17 protein-coding genes are annotated in these 18,930 nt (G+C 68.4%); 14 read left to right on the top strand and 3 right to left on the bottom strand.

Annotation, left to right across the window (positions count from 1 at the left end; translation table 11 throughout):
* Positions 1–42 precede the first annotated feature (42 nt).
* Positions 43–777 carry a peptidoglycan DD-metalloendopeptidase family protein gene (locus NQV17_RS05875; RefSeq protein WP_257770351.1) on the top strand — a complete coding sequence of 245 codons (735 nt, stop codon included), beginning with the start codon at positions 43–45 and terminating at the stop codon, positions 775–777.
* Positions 778–825: 48 nt separating this feature from the next.
* Here NQV17_RS05875 and NQV17_RS05870 read toward each other — a convergent pair whose 3' ends face one another.
* Positions 826–1,464 carry a Pr6Pr family membrane protein gene (locus tag NQV17_RS05870; RefSeq protein WP_257770349.1) on the bottom strand — a complete coding sequence of 213 codons (639 nt, stop codon included), beginning with the start codon at positions 1,462–1,464 and terminating at the stop codon, positions 826–828.
* Between the two features lie 232 nt (positions 1,465–1,696).
* Between NQV17_RS05870 and NQV17_RS05865 the strand changes: the two genes are divergently transcribed.
* The 5 genes from NQV17_RS05865 (at position 1,697) to NQV17_RS05845 (ending at position 7,339) form a co-directional block, all read left to right on the top strand.
* A complete protein-coding gene (locus NQV17_RS05865) occupies positions 1,697–2,233 on the top strand; it encodes a cytochrome b (RefSeq protein ID WP_257770347.1) in 537 nt (178 codons plus the stop codon).
* Positions 2,234–2,389: 156 nt separating this feature from the next.
* Entirely contained in the window at positions 2,390–2,758 is a 369-nt protein-coding gene (locus NQV17_RS05860) for a DUF2946 domain-containing protein (RefSeq protein WP_257770345.1), read from the top strand.
* Between the two features lie 83 nt (positions 2,759–2,841).
* A complete protein-coding gene (locus NQV17_RS05855; protein ID WP_257770343.1) occupies positions 2,842–4,974 on the top strand; it encodes a TonB-dependent copper receptor in 2,133 nt (710 codons plus the stop codon).
* Between the two features lie 232 nt (positions 4,975–5,206).
* Positions 5,207–6,301, top strand: coding sequence for a triacylglycerol lipase (locus NQV17_RS05850; protein WP_257770341.1), 1,095 nt, complete (start codon positions 5,207–5,209; stop codon positions 6,299–6,301).
* Between the two features lie 3 nt (positions 6,302–6,304).
* Positions 6,305–7,339, top strand: a complete 1,035-nt coding sequence (locus NQV17_RS05845; RefSeq protein ID WP_257770339.1) for a lipase secretion chaperone — start codon at positions 6,305–6,307, stop codon at positions 7,337–7,339.
* 21 nt (positions 7,340–7,360) lie between these two features.
* Here the strand turns inward: NQV17_RS05845 and NQV17_RS05840 are convergent, their stop codons facing one another.
* Entirely contained in the window at positions 7,361–8,887 is a 1,527-nt protein-coding gene (locus tag NQV17_RS05840) for a PLP-dependent aminotransferase family protein (RefSeq protein WP_257770337.1), read from the bottom strand.
* A gap of 108 nt (positions 8,888–8,995) precedes the next feature.
* Between NQV17_RS05840 and NQV17_RS05835 the strand changes: the two genes are divergently transcribed.
* The 5 genes from NQV17_RS05835 to NQV17_RS05815 all read left to right on the top strand — a co-directional run bounded on the left by NQV17_RS05835 (position 8,996) and on the right by NQV17_RS05815 (position 15,191).
* On the top strand, positions 8,996–10,090 hold the full coding sequence (locus tag NQV17_RS05835; RefSeq protein ID WP_044845303.1) for an ABC transporter ATP-binding protein: 1,095 nt from the start codon (positions 8,996–8,998) through the stop codon (positions 10,088–10,090).
* 78 nt (positions 10,091–10,168) lie between these two features.
* Positions 10,169–11,215, top strand: coding sequence for an ABC transporter substrate-binding protein (locus NQV17_RS05830; protein WP_257770335.1), 1,047 nt, complete (start codon positions 10,169–10,171; stop codon positions 11,213–11,215).
* A gap of 93 nt (positions 11,216–11,308) precedes the next feature.
* The gene (locus NQV17_RS05825) at positions 11,309–12,583 is read left to right on the top strand and encodes an ABC transporter permease (RefSeq protein WP_044845305.1); all 1,275 of its coding nucleotides are present in this window, start codon (positions 11,309–11,311) and stop codon (positions 12,581–12,583) included.
* Positions 12,584–12,620: 37 nt separating this feature from the next.
* Positions 12,621–13,457 carry an ABC transporter permease gene (locus tag NQV17_RS05820; protein ID WP_040141016.1) on the top strand — a complete coding sequence of 279 codons (837 nt, stop codon included), beginning with the start codon at positions 12,621–12,623 and terminating at the stop codon, positions 13,455–13,457.
* A gap of 261 nt (positions 13,458–13,718) precedes the next feature.
* Positions 13,719–15,191 (top strand): MFS transporter, encoded by a 1,473-nt coding sequence (locus tag NQV17_RS05815; protein WP_257770330.1) that lies wholly within the window; start codon positions 13,719–13,721, stop codon positions 15,189–15,191.
* An 82-nt stretch (positions 15,192–15,273) separates the two neighbouring features.
* On the opposite strand, the gene NQV17_RS05810 is transcribed toward NQV17_RS05815, so the two are convergent.
* On the bottom strand, positions 15,274–17,013 hold the full coding sequence (locus NQV17_RS05810) for a S53 family serine peptidase (RefSeq protein WP_257770328.1): 1,740 nt from the start codon (positions 17,011–17,013) through the stop codon (positions 15,274–15,276).
* Positions 17,014–17,714: 701 nt separating this feature from the next.
* On the opposite strand from NQV17_RS05810, the gene NQV17_RS05805 reads away from it, so the two are divergent.
* The 3 genes from NQV17_RS05805 to NQV17_RS05795 are packed head-to-tail and all read left to right on the top strand — an operon-like array spanning position 17,715 to position 18,900.
* On the top strand, positions 17,715–18,041 hold the full coding sequence (locus tag NQV17_RS05805; protein WP_257770326.1) for a helix-turn-helix transcriptional regulator: 327 nt from the start codon (positions 17,715–17,717) through the stop codon (positions 18,039–18,041).
* Complete coding sequence (locus tag NQV17_RS05800; RefSeq protein WP_257770315.1) at positions 18,038–18,469, top strand: SRPBCC domain-containing protein; 432 nt, start codon at positions 18,038–18,040, stop codon at positions 18,467–18,469. The genes NQV17_RS05805 and NQV17_RS05800 overlap by 4 nt, the downstream gene beginning before the upstream one ends.
* Positions 18,466–18,900, top strand: coding sequence for a DUF1801 domain-containing protein (locus NQV17_RS05795; protein ID WP_257770294.1), 435 nt, complete (start codon positions 18,466–18,468; stop codon positions 18,898–18,900). The genes NQV17_RS05800 and NQV17_RS05795 overlap by 4 nt, the downstream gene beginning before the upstream one ends.
* Positions 18,901–18,930: the final 30 nt, after the last annotated feature.

The raw sequence follows: 18,930 nt of genomic DNA, 5'->3' as shown, positions 1-18,930 counted from the left end.
GAGGGCGGTGGGCGGCGCAACGACGCAAATCCGGGAGGACCCTTGAGAAAAACGATTCCGATCCACGATGCGCTGGCGCGCTGGTTGCCGCAGGCGGCGTTCGTCGCCGCGGCTGCCGCGCTGACGGGCTGTACGATGACGCCGTGGACCGACAGCTGGCAGCCGGTGCGGCCGTCGACGCCGGCGTCGGTCGCCACGCCGGGCGTGATCGCCGGCTATTACCGCGTGAATCCGGGCGACACGCTCGCCGGCATCGCCGCCGCCTACGGGCAGCGCGTGCAGGACCTGGCCGGCTGGAACCGCATGTCGCCGAATGACGCCGTGTATCCCGGCCAGGTGCTGCGCGTCGCGCCGCCGCCAGCCGCGACGTCGCTCGGGCAGCCGTCCGCGGCGGCCGCGCAGCCTGGCTCGCTGGCATGGCCGGCCACGGGCATCGTCGCGACGCCGTTCTCGGCCGGCAAGACGCGCGGCATCGTGATCGCCGCGTCGGGGCCCGACCGTTCGGTGCGGGCCGCGGCCAACGGGCGGGTGGTGTACGCCGGATCCGGCGTCAAGGCGTATGGCCCGCTCGTGATCCTGAAGCACGACAACGGGCTCATCACGGCCTACGGGCACAACGGCAGGCTGCTCGTCAACGAAGGCGACGCGGTGCGCGCGGGCCAGCCGGTCGCCGAGATGGGCACCGACGCGAGCGGCCGCGCGACGTTCGAGTTCGAAGTCCGGCAGAACGGCAAGGTCGTCGACCCGATGAACTTCCTGCCGCGCAACGGCGGCTGACGCGCCGCTTCACGACGTGTGCGCCGTGCGGCGCACACGCTCCCGCCTTCACCCTTCCTCGAGCGCCGCGGCGTCGGACTGCCTCGCATGATTGCCGAGCCAGCGGATGCCCAGCGCGAGCCCCGCCGCGCCGAGCGCGATCAGCGAGCACTGGATCGCGACCGGCAGGTAGCCGTGCGGCCGCGGATCGACGAACGGATAGGGATACCAGTTCTCCAGCGCGCCGCGCACGAGCGTATAGCCGAGATAGATCACCGGAAAGCCGAGCCACGCGACCGCGCTGCGCCACGGGATCGGCGAGCGCGGCTCCACGTACAGCCAGTCGCACAGCACCACGAGCGGCACGATCCGGTGCAGGACCCAGTTGTTGAGGGCCGGCGTGACGTGGCGCAGCGCATCGAGCCGCGCGAGCAGCAGCTCGTAGACGATCGCGGTGATCAGCACGTAGAGCACGGCGGCGCCGCGCATCGATTCGTAGCGGGCCGAGCCGGGACGCGTGATGCGCGACAGCCCCGCGACCAGCATGGCCGCTGCATACAGGCTGCTCAGTTGAGTGAAGTAGCTGAGGTAGTTGCCGAGATGGAAGGCCGGCATGCCCCAGCCGCCGGCGACGCTGTGCAGCGTGGTGGACACCGCGAGCAACGCGGCGATCAGCCGGTAGGCCGCAACGAAGATCGCTTTGCTCATGATGCCCGCGCAACGTCGCACCAAAGCTTCATCGTGCCACAGCCGCGCACGCGCGCGATGCGGATTTTCCATATGGCGGCACCGTGGAACGGGGTCGCGCGGATTCGTCGGATATTTGATCCGGTCGCACAACGCCGGCCACGCGCGAGGCTACAATCGGGGCAGCCGCCGGGCACCGGCCAGCCCGGCACGGGCCTCCCCCGCATACCACACGAGAAACACGAGACAACGCATGAAAAACATCCTCGCGAAACAGACGCGCTACAGCGCGCCCGCAATTTTCTTCCACTGGGTCATCTTCCTGTTGGTGGCACTCGCCTACCTGGCCATCGAGATTCGCGGACCGAAAGGCAGCGACAGCCGCGTGTTCTGGATGAACGTGCACTTGCTGGCAGGCACGTTCGTGCTCGTGCTGTCGGTGCTGCGCGTGCTGTGGCGGACGGTCAGCCGCGTGCCGGAGCCGATTCCGCAGGCGACGCTGCTCAAGTGGCTGTCGATGCTCGCCCATGTCGCGCTGTATGTCTTCATCATCGCGCAGCCGCTGCTCGGCATCATGCTCGTCAACATGGGTGGCAAGCCCGTGTCGCTCGACTGGATCGGCGTGTCGTTCACGCTGTTCGGCCCCGACAAGGCGCTGCGGCCGACGATCAAGGAAGCGCACGAACTGATCGGCAACGCGTTCTACTTCGTGATCGGCCTGCATGCGCTGGCCGCGCTGTACCACCACTTCATCCGGCGCGACGGCGTGCTGCGACGCATGGCGCCGTGATCGCCGCGCGCTGAAGCCGCGTAACATTCGGGGGCACATGGTTGTTGACGCAACCATGCGCCCTCGATCCGTTTACCCCGATGCGCGGCTGGCCATCGCGGCGAACATTCTGTAACATCTCGGCTGTTTTTACGTTCCGCTTACGCATCGCCGCGCATGCTGCACCGACATCGTCACCTGACCGCCTGGCTCGGCGTGTTCGCGATCTGGCTCGCGATCGCGGCGCCGCTGGTGTCGCAGTGGCGCATCGCGCAGGCGGTGACCCCCGACGCGATCGTCTGTAGTGCAGAGCATGGCGCGCACCGCGCGCCCGATGCAGGCCACGCGCACGATCACGCGCGGCATCTCGATGCGTGCGGCTACTGCGGCTTCTTCGCGCACAGCCCCGCGATCGGCGGCGCGGCCGCCGCCTCGTTCGCCTTCGTCCCCGCTCATGCCGTTTCCGCCGCCGCGCCGCATGCCGTCGCGGCGCGCGCCGACCGCTATCCGCGCGCGTATCCACGCGCACCGCCCGAGCGCGCCTGACGCGCTGTCTTCCGTTTCTTTCATCGCCGATATCCGTGCGGTCCGTCGAGGCCGCGTGGAGGGCGTCACTCGGGCTTTCGATCATGACCATGCTTTCCTTGCGCGCGCCGAGGGCGTCGCGCCATTCCCGTATGCGGCGCGTGCCGCGCATGCTGAAACTCACCGTTCCCGCGCTCGCCGTCGGCGCGATGACCGCGGCAGCGGCCGCGACCGAATCCGCACGTGCGGCCGGTGCGCCGACGGACGACGCGGCCACGCTGCTGCCGCCCGTCGAAGTCGTTGCGTCGCCGCTGAAGACGCCGCTCGTCGTCGTCACGGATCCGAAGACGCCGCGCCAGCCGCTGCCGGCGAGCGACGGCGCGGACTACCTGAAGACGATTCCCGGCTTCACGTCGATCCGCAGCGGCGGGACGAACGGTGACCCCGTGCTGCGCGGGATGTTCGGTTCGCGGCTGAACATTCTCGCGAACGGGATGCCGACGCTCGGCGCCTGCCCGAACCGGATGGATGCGCCGACCTCGTATATCGCGCCGGAAAGCTATGACAAGGTCACGGTCGTGAAGGGCCCGCAGACCGTGCTGTACGGCCCCGGCGCCTCGGCCGGCACCGTGCTGTTCGAACGCGTGACGCCGCGTTTCGAGCGTCCCGGCATGCGGTTCGACGGCAGCGTGGTCGGCGGCTCGTTCGGCCGCAACGACCAGAACGTCGACGTGACGGCCGGCACGCCGGACGTCTATGGCCGCGTGACCGCGAACCATGCGCATGCGCAGGACTACGAGGACGGCAACGGCAATACCGTGCCGTCGCAATGGGACAAGTGGAACGCCGACGCGGCGCTCGGCTGGACCCCCGACGATCACACGCGCGTCGAACTGACGGCGGGCACCGGCGACGGCTATGCGCGCTACGCCGGGCGCGGGATGGACGGCGCGCATTTCCGCCGCGAGACGTTCGGCCTGTCGTTCGACAAGCGGCATCTCGGCGACGTGCTCGACCGGATCGAGGCGCGCGTGTACTACAACGAAGCCGACCACGTGATGGACAACCATACGTTGCGGCAGCCCGACCCGACCAGCAGCATGCCGATGCGGATGGCGTCCGAGGTGCGGCGCCGCACGCTCGGCGCGCGGGCGGCGGCGACCTTCCGTTTCGGTGGCGACTTCAAGCTCGTGACCGGCGTCGACGCGCAGTCGAACCGGCTCGACGCGCGCTCGGCGATGGGGCGGCAGAACTACGGCGACCAGCCGTGGGATGCGCAGGCGACGATGTGGAACGCCGGTGCGTTCGGCGAGCTGACGTGGTATGCGAGCGATGCGTCGCGCGTGATCGGCGGTGCGCGGGTCGACTACGCGAGCGCGCGCGACAAGCGTGCGACGACGAGCGGGATGATGGCGAGCAAGCCGAATCCGACTTTCGACGACGATCGCGCGCGCGTGCTGCCGAGCGGATTCGTGCGTTACGAGCGCGATCTCGCGTCGCTGCCGGTCACGTGGTACGCGGGGATCGGCCATGCGCAACGCTATCCCGACTACTGGGAGCTGTTCTCCGCGAAGCGCGGGCCCGCCGGCTCGATCAACGCGTTCTCGGCAGTGCAGCCGGAGAAGACCACGCAGCTCGACATCGGCGCGCAATACAAGAGCGACCGGTTCGATGCATGGGTGTCGGCGTACGCGGGATATGTACAGGACTACATCCTGTTCAACTACGCGGCCGGGATGATGGGCCCGACCACGCAGGCAAGCAACGTCAACGCGCAGATCATGGGCGGCGAAGCCGGCGTGTCGTGGCGGCCGGTCGCGCCGCTGCGCGTCGAGACGTCGCTCGCGTATGCGTGGGGGCGCAACGCGACGAGCGGCGATCCGCTGCCGCAGATGCCGCCGCTCGAGGCGCGCTTCGGGCTCGAGTACACGCGCGGCGCATGGTCGGCCGGCGGGCTGTGGCGGGTCGTTGCACCGCAGCATCGCTATGCGATGAACGAGGGCAACGTGGTCGGCAAGGACTTCGGCCCGAGCGCCGGCTTCGGCGTGCTGTCGCTGCATGCGCAGTACAACGTCAGCAAGAAGGTGCAGATCTCGATCGGCGTCGACAACGTGCTGGACAAGGCCTACACCGAGCACCTGAACCTCGCCGGCAACGCGGGCTTCGGCTATCCGGCGAACGCACCGGTAATGGAGCCGGGGCGCACGGCATGGGTGCGCGTGAGCGCGAAACTGTGACGTGCGGCGCGCGTGTGCGATGCAGCATGCGCACGCGTGAATGCAGCCCCCGCCCGAACGGGCGGGGCGCGTCAACCGATTAGAGAACCGTATCTAGTCAGGGCGCAAACGTTCGCGACTCGTGATTCACTCCCGCATTCGATGCACACGGTACCCGCGACCGTTCGCGACGTGCCGTGCGCGTCGATCCGATCTCATTCGCACCGGCAGCACAATAATCAGGAGAACATGCATGGCCAGATCGATGCGTTCCAGGATGGTGGCAGGGGCAGTGGCATGCGCGATGAGCGTCGCGCCGTTCGCGGGGACGACCGCGGTGATGACGCTCGCGACGACGCACGCGGCGATGGCGGCAACCGCGCCGGCGGACAACTACGCGGCGACGCGTTACCCGATCATCCTCGTGCACGGGCTCACCGGCACCGACAAGTACGCGGGCGTGCTCGAGTACTGGTACGGCATCCAGGAGGACCTGCAGCAGCACGGCGCGACCGTCTACGTCGCGAACCTGTCGGGGTTCCAGAGCGACGACGGGCCGAACGGGCGCGGCGAACAGCTGCTCGCTTACGTGAAGACGGTGCTTGCCGCGACCGGCGCGACCAAGGTGAACCTGGTCGGTCACAGCCAGGGCGGCCTCACGTCGCGCTATGTCGCGGCCGTCGCGCCCGATCTCGTCGCGTCGGTCACGACGATCGGCACGCCGCATCGCGGCTCGGAGTTCGCCGATTTCGTGCAGGGCGTGCTCGCCTACGATCCGACCGGATTGTCGTCGGCGGTGATCGCCGCGTTCGTCAATGTGTTCGGCATCCTGACGAGCAGCAGCAACAACACCAACCAGGACGCGCTCGCCGCACTGAAGACGCTGACGACCGCCCAGGCCGCCGCGTACAACCGGAATTACCCGAGTGCCGGCCTCGGCGCGCCGGGCAGTTGCCAGACGGGCGCGCCGACGGAGACCGTCGGCGGCAATACGCACCTGCTGTATTCGTGGGCCGGCACGGCGGTCCAGCCGACCGTTTCCGCATTCGGCGTCACGGGCGCGACGGATACCAGCACGATCCCGGTGATCGATCCGGCGAATGCGCTCGACCTGTCGACACTCGCATTGTTCGGCACGGGCACGGTGATGATCAATCGCGGCTCAGGCCAGAACGACGGACTCGTGTCGAAGTGCAGCGCGCTGTACGGGAAGGTGCTGGGCACGAGCTACAAGTGGAACCATCTCGACGAGATCAACCAGTTGCTCGGCGTGCGCGGTGCGTATGCGGAAGATCCGGTCGCGGTGATCCGCACGCATGCGAACCGGCTGCAGCTCGCGGGCGTGTGATCGATGACGACACATGAAGGACGCGCGCCGCTCGCGCGGCGCGTCGTGGTCTACGGCGCGGTGGGGCTGGCGGCGATCGCCGGCGTCGCGATCTGGACCGGTACGGCATCGCATCGCGGCGCCGACGCGACGCATGCGTCGGCGGATGCCGCAGCCCTCGGCGGCGTGAACGCCGCGCCGTCGCAGCCCGCATTGCCGGCGAGCGCTGGCCTGCCGCCGCCGCTCGCCGATTCCAGTGCGCCGCGGCTGCCGCTCGACACCGGCGGCCACCTTGCGAAGTCGCGCGCGGTGCGCGATTTCTTCGATTATTGCCTGACCGCGCGGAGCGACTTGAGCGCGCCCGCGCTCGATGCGCTCGTCGTGCGCGAGATCGCCGCCCAGCTCGAAGGCACGGTCGCGCAACCCGAGGCGCTCGACGTCTGGCATCGATACCGCACGTATCTCGACGCGCTCGCGAAGCTGCCGGAGGCGGGTGCGGTCGACAAGTCCGATCTCGGCGCGCTGCAACTCGCGCTCGACCAGCGCGCGTCGATCGCGTATCGGACGCTCGGCGACTGGAGCCAGCCGTTCTTCGGCACCGAGCAGTGGCGGCAGCGCTACGATCTCGCGCGGCTGAAGATTACGCAGGACCCTGCGCTGACGGAGGCGCAAAAGGCGGAGCGGCTCGCGGCGCTCGCGCAGCAGATGCCGGCCGACGAACGCGCGGCACGGCAGAAGGCCGACCGGCAGCAAGCCGCGCTCGACCAGATCGCGCAATTACGGAAGAGCGGGGCGACGCCCGATGCGATGCGCGCGCAACTGACGCAGACACTCGGCCCGGAAGCCGCCGCGCGCGTCGCGCAGATGCAGCAGGAGGACGCGTCGTGGCAGAGCCGCTACGCCGACTATGCGGCGCAGCGTGCGCAGATCGGCGCGGCCGGATTGTCGCCGCAGGATCGCGACGCGCAGATCGCCGCGCTGCGTCAGCGCATGTTCACGAAGCCCGGCGAAGCGCTGCGCGCGGCGTCGCTCGACCGCGGCGCGGCTGCCGCGCAGTAATGCGCGCAATCGCGCACGCGCTCATGCCGCGCGCGTGAAGCGCCGCGGCAGATGCTGTTCGATGGTGGCCGCGAGCGTGTCGAACGCGGGGCCGATGCGTTCGTGCGCGACGCACGCGTAGCCGAGCAGCAGCCCGCGCCGCGCAGTGTCCAGGCTGCTGTAGTAGCTGGTCAGCGGGCGCACGATCACGCCCGCGTCGAACGCGCTTTGCGTGACCGCGCGATCGTCGCACGTGTCGGGCAGGCCGAGCACCAGATGGAGTCCCGCCTCGTCGCCCATCACAGGCAGCGCGTCGCCGAAGCGCGCATGGATCGCATCGATCAGCAACTGCCGGCGCTCGCCGTACAGCGTGCGCATCCGCCTGACGTGCGAAGTCAGGTGCCCGTCCATGATGAATTCGGCCAGCACGGCCTGCTGCATCAGCTGGCCCTCGCGATACAGCTCCGACAGCCCGGTGCGGAACGTGTCGACCAGATGCTCCGGCACGACCATGTAGCCCATCCGCAGGCCCGGGAACAGCATCTTGCCGAGACTGCCGACGTAGATCACGCGGCCGCCGTCGTCGAGCCCCTGCAGCGACGCGAGCGGCCGGCTGCCGTAGCGGAATTCGCTGTCGTAGTCGTCCTCGATGATCCAGCAGCGGTGCTGGCGTGCGTACTCGAGCAGCATCCGGCGCCGCGCGAGGCTCATCACCATCCCGAGCGGATACTGATGCGACGGCGTGACGAGCACGAGCCGCGGCGGATGCTGCATGTCGCCCGCGCTCGGATCGAGGCCTTCCTGGTCGACCGGCACCGGCGTGAGCGCGAGGCCGGTCGCCTGCAGCACGCTGCGCACGCCCCAGTAGCACGGCTCCTCGACCCACGCGCGATCGCCGATATCGGACAGCAGCCGCACCGCGAGGTCGATCGACTGGTGGATGCCGGTCGTGATGATCACCTGGTCCGGCGTGCATTTGACCGAGCGCGCGACGCGCAGGTAGTCGGCGAGCGCGCGGCGCAGCGGCCGGTAGCCGCCGCCCGGCGCATAGGTCAGCAATTCGGGATTCGCTTCCTTCCACAGGCGCGCCTGCAGGCGGCTCCAGGTGCGGCTCGGGAATTCCGACACATCCGGCACGCCCGGCATGAACGCGCCCCACTGGCGCCGCGACACGCCCGCGTGCTCGATCAGCTGCCGGCCGCGCATCGACAGGCCGCCTTGTGCGTCCTGCTGCAGCGCCGCATCGGCATCGGACGGCTGCGGTGCGGCGGCGCCCGGCACGCGGATCGCGGCCGCGTCCGGCCGCGTGTCGGCCACGTAGGTGCCGCTGCCGGTCGTCGTCAGCACGTAGCCTTCGGCCGTCAGCTGGTCGTACACGTGCAGCACGGTATTGCGCGCGATCGACAGGTCTGACGCGAGCGTGCGCGAACTCGGCAGCTTTGTGCCTGGCCCTAATTCTCCGGTGAGAATGGCCTGCTGCATCAGTTGCAGCAGTTGCCGGTACATCGGCTCGGACGAGCCGCGGTCGAGACGGGCCGAGAGCCAGTCGCCCAGGATCACGGTATCCAAAGTGGTCCTACTAGGAATATTGAAATGGTTCCCTAGTATAGAACCGTGCGCGCCGTATAGTGGCTCGCATCTCAAAAACGTTTGTCGCGCAGCAAGGGGACAGCCACGATGAAGTCCGATGATGTGATCGTCAGCTTTCGCGGCGTGCGGAAGACCTACGACGGCGAGACGCTGGTCGTCAAATCGCTCGACCTCGATATCCACCGAGGGGAATTCCTGACGCTGCTCGGGCCGTCCGGCTCGGGCAAGACCACCTGCCTGATGATGCTGGCGGGCTTCGAGTTCCCGACGGGCGGCGAGATCCGCCTCGACGGCGAACTGCTGAACACCGTGCCGCCGCACAAGCGCAACATCGGCATGGTGTTCCAGAACTACGCGCTGTTTCCGCACCTGACGGTCGAGCAGAACGTCGCGTATCCGCTGACGGTGCGCAAGCTCGCGGCCGCCGAGCGCGCGGAGCGCGTCGCGCATGCGCTGAAGATGGTGCAGATGGAGCGTTTCGCGAAGCGTTATCCGGCGCAGTTGTCGGGCGGCCAGCAGCAGCGCATCGCGCTCGCGCGTGCGCTCGTGTTCGAGCCGAAGCTGGTGCTGATGGACGAGCCGCTCGGCGCGCTCGACAAGCAGTTGCGCGAACACATGCAGTACGAACTGAAGGCGCTGCACGAGAAGCTCGGCGTGACCTTCGTGTACGTGACGCACGACCAGGGCGAGGCGCTGACGATGTCCGACCGCGTCGCCGTGTTCGACAAGGGCATCGTGCAGCAGCTCGATACCGTCGACCGCCTGTACGAATCGCCGTGCAACGAATTCGTCGCGAACTTCATCGGCGACAGCAACCGGCTGCGCGGCACCATCGCGCGCGTCGACGGCGAATTCTGCGAATTCCGGCTGGACGACGGCACGCAGCTCGTCGGGCGCCGCATCGGCGACGCGGCCGAAGGCGCGCCGGCCGTCGCGTGCATCCGCCCCGAACGCATGAGCCTCGCGAACGGGCACATGAACGGCAGCACCGCCAACCGCGTGACCGGCGAGGCGCGCAGCCTCATCTATTTCGGCGATCACGTGCGCATGCGCTGCGCGCTGCCGGGCCAGGACGAATGCTTCGTGAAGGTGCCGCTCGGCACGGGCGCGCTCGACGCGTTCTCGCCCGGCGCGCCGGTATCGCTCGCATTCGCGCCCGAGCACCTGCGCGTGTTCGCCTGACACAGGGTTTTCCCGCTTTATCGCAGCACGTCGTCAACAACAACCGCCCACTTCCACCACGAGAGGAGAGGAACCATCATGAACGGAGCAAGCACTACCGCGCGTCGCACCGCGCTCGCACTGGCGCTCGCCGTCGTCGGCGCATCGGCCGCGGCGGCCGAACTCACGGTCGTCAACTTCGGCGGCGCGAACGGCGACGCACAGAAGGCCGCATTCAACCAGCCGTTCGAGAAGGCGACCGGCAACAAGGTCACGGCCGTCGAGTACAACGGCGAGCAGGCGAAAGTGAAGGCGATGGTCGAGGCGAAGCACGTCAACTGGGACGTGGTCGAAGTCGAGTCGGGCGACTTGAACCGCGGCTGCGACGAAGGGCTGTACGAGAAGCTCGACTGGTCGAAGATCGCGAAGAAGTCCGACCTGATTCCGGAATCGCCGCAGGTGTGCGGCGTCGGCTTCTTCGTGTGGTCGACCGCGCTGTCGTACAACGCGGACAAGCTGAAGACCGCGCCGACCGGCTGGGCCGATTTCTGGAACGTGAAGAAATTCCCCGGCAAGCGCGGGATGCGCAAGGGCGCGCGCTACAACCTCGAGTTCGCGCTGATGGCCGACGGCGTCCCGACGAAGGACGTCTACAAGGTGCTCGGCACGAAGGCCGGCCAGGACCGCGCGTTCAAGAAGCTCGACGAACTGAAGCCGTACATCCAGTGGTGGGAAGCGGGCGCGCAGCCGCCGCAGTTCCTCGTGGCCGGCGACGTCGTGATGTCGACCGCGTACAACGGCCGCATCGACGCCGCGCAGAAGGAAGGCAAGAACCTGAAGGTCGTGTGGAACGGCAGCATCTACGACCTCGACTACTGGGCGATTCCGAAGGGCTCGCCGAACAAGGCGCTGGCCGAACAGTACATCGCGTACACGCTGACGCCGAAGCCGCAGCAAGAGTATGCGCATCACATCGCGTACGGCCCCGCGAACATCCCGGCGATCAAGTCGCTCGACGCGAAGACGCTCGCGAACCTGCCGAACTCGCCGGCCAACGGCAAGAACGCGGTGCTGGAGGACATCGGCTTCTGGACCGACCACAGCGACGAGCTCGAGCAGCGCTTCGCCGCGTGGGCGACGAAGTAACCGCTACTCAGGTGTCCTGATGCAACCTGCCGCGCGGCGCGCCGAACGCGTCGCGCGGCATTCTGCCGGATCGAGCCCGGCCGGAGAGAACCGTTGAACACGATGACGATCGCTCCTTCCTCGCCGTCGACAGCCGCGCTCAAGCGCGAGCTGAAGGCCGCCGAGGCCCGCAAGCGCACGATGGCGTTGCTGCTGATCGCGCCGCTCGCGATCTTCCTGCTGCTCATCTTCGTCGTGCCGATCGGCACGCTGCTCACGCGCGCGGTGCAGAACCCGGAGATCGCGACCGCGCTGCCGAACACGGTGGCCGCGCTGTCGGGCTGGGACCGCAAGACCCCGCCGGCCGATGCCGCGTATGCCGCACTCGCGGCCGACATGACGAAGGTCGCCGACAGCGAGGCGATGGGCGCGCTCGCGCGGCGCCTGAACACCGAGATTCCCGGCTACCGCTCGCTCGTCGCGAAGACGGCGCGCGCGATGCCGCTGAAGGGCGAGGAGGGCGCGGGCACCGCGGCGCTGACACCCGCGCAGACCCGCGCGAAGTTGATCGACCTCGATTCGCGCTGGGGCGAGCCCGCGTACTGGCAGGCGATCGCGAAGAACGGCAGCCAGGTGTCGCCGTTCTACCTGCTCGCCGCGCTCGACCACAAGCAGGACGGCTTCGGCCAGATCGTGCGGGCCGATCCCGACCAGTCGATCTATCTGGCGATCTTCGGCCGCACGTTCGTGATCGGCGTCGCGGTCACGCTGTTCGCGCTGCTGCTCGGCTATCCGCTCGCGTACTGGATCTCGACGCTGTCGGAGCGCCGCGCGAACCTCGTGATGATCCTCGTGCTGATTCCGTTCTGGACCTCGGTGCTGGTGCGCGTCGCCGCATGGATCGTGCTGCTGCAGAGCGAGGGGCTGATCAACACCGCGCTGATCGGCGCCGGGCTGATCTCGCATCCGCTGACGCTGCTGTTCAACCGCGTCGGCGTGTACATCTCGATGACGCACATCCTGCTGCCGTTCATGATCCTGCCGCTGTACAGCGTGATGAAGTCGATCCCGCCGACCTACCAGCGCGCGGCCGTGTCGCTCGGCAGCCATCCGTTCGCCGCGTTCTGGCGCGTGTACGTGCCGCAGACCTATCCGGGCGTCGGCGCGGGCGCGCTGCTCGTGTTCATCCTCGCGATCGGCTACTACATCACGCCCGCGCTGCTCGGCGGGCCGAACGATCAGATGGTCAGCTACTACGTCGCGTACTTCACCAACGTGACGATCAACTGGGGCATGGCGTGCGCGCTCGGCGGGCTGCTGCTCGCGGCGACGCTGGTGCTGTATGCGGTGTACGGGCGCTTCACGCGCACCAACGTGAGCCTCGGCTGAGCGCCGGGGACAGGAAAACGGGAAGGGGAAGCCGACCATGAAACTCGCCAGGCCGCTGTTCGCGCCGCACATGTCGTTCGTCGAGCGCGCGTGGTACGTCGCGTTGCGCGTGCTCGTCGTGCTGACGCTGCTGTATCTGATCCTGCCGGTGCTCGCGATCGTGCCGCTGTCGTTTTCGTCGAGCACGTTCCTCGTCTATCCGATTCCGGGCTTCTCGACGCGCTGGTACGAGAACCTGATCGCGTCCGACGAGTGGCGGATGGCCGCGAAGAACAGCTTCATCGTCGCGCCGTCGGCGACTGTCGTCGCGACCGTGCTCGGCACGCTCGCCGCGATCGGGCTCACGAAGGCGGATTTCCGCGGCAAGGGGCTGCTGATGGCCGTGCTGCTGTCGCCGATGATCGTGCCGGTCGTCGTGGTCGGCGTCGGCATGTACCTGTTCTTCGCGCCGCTCGGGCTCGCGAACACCTACACCGGCCTGATCGCCGCGCACGCGGCGCTCGGCGTGCCGTTCGTCGTGACGACGGTGGCCGCGACACTGCAGGGCTTCAACCAGAACCTGGTGCGCGCGAGCCTGTCGCTCGGCGCGAACCCCGTCACGACGTTCTTCCGCGTGACGCTGCCGGTGATCGCGCCGGGCGTGATGTCGGGCGCGCTGTTCGCGTTCGCGACGTCGTTCGACGAAGTCGTCGTCACGCTGTTCCTCGCGGGCGCGGACCAGACGACGCTGCCGCGCCAGATGTTCACCGGCATTCGCGAGAACATCAGCCCGACGATCGCCGCGCTCGCGACGATCCTGATCATCTTCTCGACGAGCCTGCTGCTCGCGCTCGAATGGCTGCGCGGCCGCAACGCGCGGCGCGCGGTGTCGTAACGGCGGGCGGACGCGTGACGTTGCGCCGGCTGCCGGGCCGGCGATCGTTGCGTTCTCAACGAAGCCGCGCGCCTGACCCGGCGTGGCGAAGCTTTCGTTTCGCTGACTGACGAAGCGGTTGCCTGCACGTTCGATGCGGCTCTGCAACAATACGGCTCGTGGTGCCGCGCGTTCCGTTGCCGTCGCACGCACGGAGCGCCCGTTGCCGCGCCGCTCAATCCGCGACGCCGCGCGTCGCTCGTCAGTCAGCCGAGCCTCATCTTGTCCGAATTCGCATCCTCCGCCGGCGCCCGGGAGCCGGCCGTCAACTGGCGCGCGATGTCCGCCGTGCTGCTGGCCGTCGCGCTCGCGACGCTCGACACCGCGATCGCGAACACCGCGCTGCCCGCGATCGCCGCCGACCTGCACGCGTCGCCGGCCGCGTCGGTGTGGATCATCAACGCGTACCAGCTCGCGATGGTCGCGACGCTGCTGCCGTTCGCGTCGCTCGGCGACATCGTCGGCCACAAGCGCGTGTATGTCGGCGGCCTCGCGGTATTCACGCTCGCGTCGCTCGGCTGCTCGCTCGCGGCGACGCTGCCGCAGCTGACGGCGGCGCGGATCGTGCAAGGCTTCGGCGCGAGCGCGATCATGAGCGTGAACGTCGCGCTGATCCGCAACCTGTTTCCCGCGCACCGGCTCGGGCGCGGCGTCGGCTTCAACGCGCTCGTCGTCGGCGTGTCGTTCGCGGTGGGGCCGACGATCGCGTCGCTGATCCTGTCGGTGGCCGCATGGCCGTGGCTGTTCGCGGTGAACGTGCCGCTCGGCGTGCTCGCGCTTGCCGTGGCGATTCCGTCGCTGCCGCAGACGGCGCGCGGCAAGCATGCGTTCGATCCGCTCGCCGCGCTGTTCAACGTGATCACGTTCGCGTCGCTGATCTTCGCGCTCGGCGAATTCGCGCAGCGCGGGCCGCTGTCCGTCGTGTTCGCGGCCGCGACAGTCGCGCTCGCGTTCGGCTGGCTGCTGATCCGCCGCCAGGCCGGGCATCCGGCACCGATGCTGCCGGTCGACCTGTTCCGCCGGCCCGTGTTCACGCTGTCCGCGCTGACGGCCGTGTGCGCGTTTGCCGCGCAGGGGCTCGCGTTCGTGTCGCTGCCGTTCTACTTCGAAACCGTCCTGCATCGCGATGCGGTCGAGACCGGTTTCCTGATGACGCCGTGGTCGGCGATCGTCGCGCTCGCCGCGCCGATCGCGGGCCGCTTGTCCGACCGTTATCCGCCCGGATTGCTCGGTGCGATCGGGCTCGCGCTGCTGAGCGCGGGGATGGTGTCGCTCGCCGCGTTGCCGGCAGCGCCGAGCGTCGTCGACATCGGCTGGCGGATGATGCTGTGCGGCGCGGGCTTCGGCTTCTTCCAGTCACCGAACCTGAAGGCGCTGATGTCGAGCGCGCCGCCCGAGCGCAGCGGCGGTGCGAGCGGGATCATCGCGACCGCGCGGCTGATCGGGCAGGCGACGGGCGCGGCGCTCGTCGCGCTGTCGTTCGGGATCGCGGGGCGTCACGGGCCGACGCTCGCGCTGATGCTCGGGGCGGGTTTTGCGGGGGCGGCGAGCGTGGCGAGCGGGCTGCGGCTCTTCGCGCCGTCGCACCGGGCCGGCGCGCCGGTTGCGTCGGTCGCGACGACAGCGACGACAGCGACGACAGCGACGACAGCGACGACAGCGACGACAGCGACGAACGAGCGGGCGACGGAGTAGGGCTCCGCGCCCGCCCGTTTTCCGAATCTTTCCCGGCCGGTGTGCGGCGAACGACCGCCGCGCGCCGGCCTTCGCGTCGGGCTCAGAAGCCGCCCGTCTGGATCAGCTTGTTGAGGTTCGCGATGTTCAGGCTGCCGAAGCCGGTCGTCAGGTCCCAGCCGGTGCCTGCTCCGTAGCCATACCCCTGATAGCCGTTGTTCCCGGACACGACGTCATAGCGCACGAGCGACGGGTTCGACGGGATGTCCGCATAGAACTTCGCGGCCGGGAAACCGAGGCCGGTGCCGTTCGCCGCGAGCAGACGCGCCCAGAAGCCGGTGAAGATCGGCGCGGCGAGGCTCGTGCCGCCGATCTGCTGCAACTGGCCGTAGTTGTAGATGTACGCGCCCGTGCTCTGCGCGGCATCGAACGATACGTCGGGCAACTGACGATTGCTGCCCGATTGCCACGCCGGCGCCGGCAGCACCGTGCTGACGCCGCCGCCCGTCGCCCACAGCTTGCCGTTGCCGTCGAGGCCTTCGTTCCACACCGTTTCGTTCGAGAACGCACCCGCCGACGTGGTGTACAGCGTCGTGCCGCCGATCGCGAGCACGTGCGGCGACGCGGCCGGCCACGACACCGTGTAGTTCGCGCCGTCCGGATAGCCGCGGTTGTTGCACTCGTACACGCCCTCGTCGCCCGACGACACCGCGAACGTCTGACCCTGCGCGGCAGCCGTCGTGAAGATCTGCTCTTCGGCGTCGATGGTGCCGTCCGCGTTCGCGTCGGTCTCGCACCAGCCGAGCGACACGTTGATCACCTTCGCGGTGTTGTCCGACACCGCGCGGTTGAACGCCTGCGTGAGCCCCGTGTTGCCGGCGGCGTTCAGGTCCGCCATGTAGAACACGAGCTTGCCGACCTGGCCGCCGGCCGAGCCGACGATCGACTGGCTGTCGAGATCCCATTCGCCCTGGCCGTCCTGGTCGTCGCTGTAGCTGCCGGTCGTGCCGGTGCCGTTGGTCTTCACGGTCTGGGTCGTGACCGTGCCGTAGCCGTTGCTCGACGTGAACTGCTTCAGGTCCTGCAGCGTCTGCGATACGCCGCCGATCGTGACGATGCCGACGCTCACGCCGGCCGCGGTCGGCACGCCGGTCGCGTTGTAGAGGCCCGGGAATTCCTTCGGATAGTGGCCGGTGGCCGTGCCGGCCGCGAGCGCCTGCGGTTTCGCGACGTTGCCGATGCGCAGCATCGGCCGTGCGCGCGCGACGTTCTGCAGCCCGAGCACCGAGCCGACGACGTCGCCGAGCGCGCGCGGCACCTGCGCGGTCGAAGCATTCGCGAAACCCGAGCGGCCCGCGTACTGGAAATGCACGAGCGACGTGTTGAACGCGGTCTTTACCGTGCCGGCCGTGCCGCGCGCGGACACCAGCAGCCGGTTCGGCGCGACCTCGATATTCACGAAGCCGCTCTTGCGCAGATAGTCGACGACCGATTTCACTTGCGCGTCGGTGGGCGCGTAGCTGGCGAGGAACTGTTCGTGCGTCAGGTACTGGCGGTAATGCGCGTTGCCGGGCCGGTTCACGTCGTGCGCGAGCTGCTTGAGCTGCGCGGCGTTGCGCAGCTTCAGGCTGACGACGATGTCGGCCGTTTCGCCGGCCGCGAGTTCGAGCGACGGTGCGGCGCTGCGCGCCATCAATTGCGGGCCGGTCAGAAAGGCCTTCGTGTGGGTGTCGACCCAGTCCGTCGTCGCATGTGCCGCGCCGGCGGCGAGCACGAGCGGCCACGCGCATGCGAGGCGGCGCGGCGACGGAAGGGGAAGGGCAAACCAGGCGTTCCTTTTCATCGGGAGTCCTTTTTAGGAGAGACGACGTTGCTGGAAGCCCGGGCCCTTGTGGGGCCGCGAGCGGTGACGAGCGTAGGGCGCCGGTGCCGTTCAGGTAGCTGCCAGTTTCCATAGCTGTCAGTTCTGACATCGGCGTGCTCGCGTGCCGGCGATGCGTCGTTCATGCATGCGGCAGCAGCCCGCGGCAAAGGGAACCGGTTCGCCACGCGACCGCGCATCGGTCGCTGGCGTTTGCGCGCACGACTCGTTCGTTTCGGCAGCGGAATGCGCGCGATTGCAGAGCGAAGGACCGTGTGCGAGCAGCGTTTTCGAGCGCCCGTGAACGCATTGCGCGTTGCAATATGTGGTCAGGCGTGGCCGCGCGGCCGGCGCGACGACGTACGAATGCGCGAATGCACAAAAACGGAACCCGTCGGTCGCGCGCGTTTCCCGAACTGTGGAACGACGTATTGGCGAGTCTTGCAGCGCGCTTTCGGTTGGACGGTCCGGTGAGCAGATTAGAGGAAATGCTCGAATCGGACGGTGACGCTGCCTCGACGCGCGCGTGATGTCCTTCGCAAGCCGATTCGCCGCCATTCCGTCCGTTCCGGCGAACGCCCCCCGCTGCAGGATCGCCTGATGCTTCCTGCGAAATTGCGCCTTGACGTGCGTCGATCCCGCGATATTCTTGAATCCATAACTATCGGGTTATGAATCAAGCCATGCAAAACGTTCCCGACATGCTGTTCAGGACGCTCGCCGATCCGACCCGCCGCGCGCTGTTCGAGCGGCTGTGCGAGGAGGGCGAGCTGACGGTTGCCGCGCTGACGGCGCACGCAGGTGTGTCGCAGCCGGCGGTATCGAAGCATCTGGGGGTACTGAAGCAGGCCGGGCTCGTGAGCGACCGTCACGAAGGCCGGCAGACGCATTACAGCGCGCAGCCGCAAGCGCTGACACCGTTGATCGACTGGACCAGCCAGATGGCAGGCTTCTGGCAGAACCGGTTCGACGCGCTCGAAGATCTGCTCAAGAGGATGGATCAGTCATGAACCAAGCCACCACTGACACACGCACCGTCGTCGTCGAACGGGAACTGTCGCATCCGCCGGAGAAGGTCTGGCGTGCGCTCACGCAACCGCATCTGATCGAGGCATGGCTGATGCAGAGCGATTTCGAGCCCGTCGCGGGCCGCGCGTTCAGCTTCCGCGCGGACTGGGGTTCGGTCGACTGCACGTTGCTGACGATCGAGCCGCAGCGCGTGCTGTCCTATACGTGGGCCGCGTACGGGCTGGAAAGCGTCGTCACCTGGACGCTCACGCCGACGCCGGTCGGCACGCTGTTGCGGATGGAGCAGGCCGGTTTCCGCGCGGATCAGGAGCAGGCGTACCGCGGTGCGCAGCACGGCTGGACGCAGTTCTTCGCGTCGCTCGAGCAGGTGCTCGCGCGCCCCGATGACGACCAGGAGGGCCGTGCATGAGCGCCTCCGACCTGGAACCGTCGGCCCGCATCGACGCGCTGATCGCAGGCATCGCCGACTGGCGCGGCAAGACGTTCGCCGAGCTGCGCGAGACGATCCTCGCCGCCGACGAAGGCATCGTCGAGGAGTGGAAATGGATGGGCAGCCCGGTGTGGTCGTGCGACGGGATGATCGCGGTCGCGAACGCGCACAAGGGCAAGGTGAAGCTCACGTTCATGCATGGCGCGCAGCTGCCCGATCCCGACGGGCTGTTCAATGCGGGCCTTGAAGGCAATGCGCGGCGTGCGATCGATTTCCTCGAAGGCGACAAGCTCGACAAACGGGCGCTGAAGCGTCTCGTTCGCGCGGCGATCGACTACAACCGCGCGCACCTGAAGAAGAACGCGCGGCCGGCCGCAGGCGGCAGGACGCGCGCCGACAAGGCCGCATGACGCACCGGCGCGCCGGCACACCGCCGCGCA

This window comes from Burkholderia sp. SCN-KJ (assembly GCF_024656005.1).
In the GTDB taxonomy this organism is placed as follows: domain Bacteria; phylum Pseudomonadota; class Gammaproteobacteria; order Burkholderiales; family Burkholderiaceae; genus Burkholderia.
Note: the sequence above shows the minus strand (reverse complement) of the source record. Positions and strands in the feature narration are given on the sequence as shown.